The sequence below is a fragment of the Oligella sp. HMSC09E12 genome, from assembly GCF_001808505.1.
Classification (GTDB): domain Bacteria; phylum Pseudomonadota; class Gammaproteobacteria; order Burkholderiales; family Burkholderiaceae_B; genus Oligella; species Oligella urethralis.
Genome location: NZ_KV793617.1, coordinates 1 through 1,280, shown reverse-complemented (window position 1 = coordinate 1,280; position 1,280 = coordinate 1). Strand labels below are relative to the sequence as shown.

At 43.8% G+C, this 1,280-nt stretch carries 1 protein-coding gene; it reads right to left on the bottom strand.

The genetic code is table 11. The annotated features are described in order from the left end of the window. Window positions 1-126: 126 nt before the first annotated feature. On the bottom strand, window positions 127-1,263 hold the full coding sequence (locus tag HMPREF3179_RS11765) for an RNA-guided endonuclease InsQ/TnpB family protein (RefSeq protein ID WP_070471411.1): 1,137 nt from the start codon (window positions 1,261-1,263) through the stop codon (window positions 127-129). Window positions 1,264-1,280 lie beyond the last annotated feature (17 nt).

Genomic DNA, 1,280 nt, shown 5'->3' with positions numbered 1-1,280 from the left:
CCCTAAAGGACGGGGATTCCTACTAGCTCCCACGCTTTGCGTGGGTTACTCTCGGTGGGTTCTTGCTGCTGACCTCTCAATGAAGTTCACTTCACAAGCTCGACGGCTGTGTCCCAGCCTGATATTTTACGTTTGGACGATAGCTCGCCCACGTGCCAAAACGTTTAACGCCCCAACCACATCCGCATTTTCTGTGTAGCCACATTCTACGCATTCAAAATAAGCCTGCGTTTGGCGATTTTCCTTTGCGGTATAACCGCAAAAAGGACAAGTTCGGCTGGTGTTCTGCGGTGAAACAACGACTAAAAAACCGCCTAACCATTGAGTTTTATAGTCCAACTGCCGTCTGAACTCGAACCAAGATTGGTCTAGTATCGCTCGGTTCAAACCTGATTTCTGTTTCACATTTTTGCCGTGTTCTTCCGCTGTGCCTTTGGCTGATTTGGACATATTCGACACCTGTAAATCTTCAATGTAGATCATCGCGTGGTTTTTGCTGATTTTGCTTGAAGTTTGGTGCAAGAAGTCTTTACGACTGTTGGCGATTTTGTAGTGCAATTTGGCGATTTTCGCCTTTAATTTCTGCCAGTTTTGGCTAAATTTAACCTTATTTTTAAGTCGGCGTTGTAGTTTTGCTAGTTTGCCTTTGTAGGTTTTAAAGGCATTCAACGGCTCAAAATATTCACCGCTTGAAAGGGTCGCAAAATGGGCAACGCCCATATCTATCCCAATTTCTCCGCCTCGATGTGTTGGGATTTCATATTCAAATTCCGTTTGAATACTGATAAAAAAACGACCACACTTTTGGCTAACCGTGACGTTTTTAATTTCACCGCCCACAGCACGGCTGTTGCGATAACGAACCCAACCGATTTTCGGAAGATACAAGCGGTTGTTTTGTTGTTCCAGTTTGCAACCTTGCGGAAAACGAAAGCTCTCTTTCAAGCCTTTTTTCTTGAATTTCGGGAAGTCAGCACGCTTTTGAAAGAAATTTTTGAACGCACTTTCAAGGTCTTTTAACGACTGTTGGAGCACTTGGGAATGGCAGTCCTTGAGCCAAGGTAGTTCTTTTTTCCAGACAGGAAGCAGATTGGCTATTGTCGTATAACTGAACTTGACGCTATTATCTTGCTCATATTGTTCATTCTGCCAAGCCAACGCCCGATTAAACACAAAACGAGAACAGCCACAGAACTGCTTAATTCTGCGGATTTGTTCGCCGTTTGGCATGATTTCAAATTTAAAGGCTTTGCGTAGTTGCATTGGCAAGGTTTAGAATA

What these genes read in the sequence shown, in the direction of transcription:
- HMPREF3179_RS11765 (WP_070471411.1), bottom strand. Translation starts at nt 1,263, where the DNA reads ATGCAACTACGCAAAGCCTTTAAATTTGAAATCATGCCAAACGGCGAA.